1 protein-coding gene is annotated in these 287 nt (G+C 71.4%); it reads right to left on the reverse strand.

Going from position 1 to position 287, the window contains the following annotated elements:
- A partial coding sequence (locus EIK80_RS25640) for a hypothetical protein (RefSeq protein ID WP_148099148.1) occupies positions 1-287 on the reverse strand: 287 nt, incomplete at both ends.

A 287-nucleotide genomic window follows, 5' to 3' on the forward strand; every position in this document is an offset into this window, starting at 1 on the left:
GCCCAGGCCGCCGCCGGCGTTCACGCGCCAGCCGCCGACCGAACGACGCCAGTAGGCCCCCGTCTGGACGAACGAGGCGGTGGCCTGCTCGCCGACCTTGGCGACCGTGTCGTGTTCCTCGACGCTGGTATAGGCCAGGGTCAGGCCCAGCGCGCCGCCGGCGTCGCCCATGGCCTCATAGCCGGCCACGAAGCCGAACGCCTGGGTGTCCGAGCCCAAGGTCTGGCTGGTGTCGCGCCGGGTCAGCGAGGTGATTTCCTGCACCCAGACACTGTCGGGGCCATAGC

It is taken from the genome of Caulobacter sp. 602-1, from assembly GCF_003931565.1.
In the GTDB taxonomy this organism is placed as follows: Bacteria; Pseudomonadota; Alphaproteobacteria; order Caulobacterales; family Caulobacteraceae; genus Caulobacter.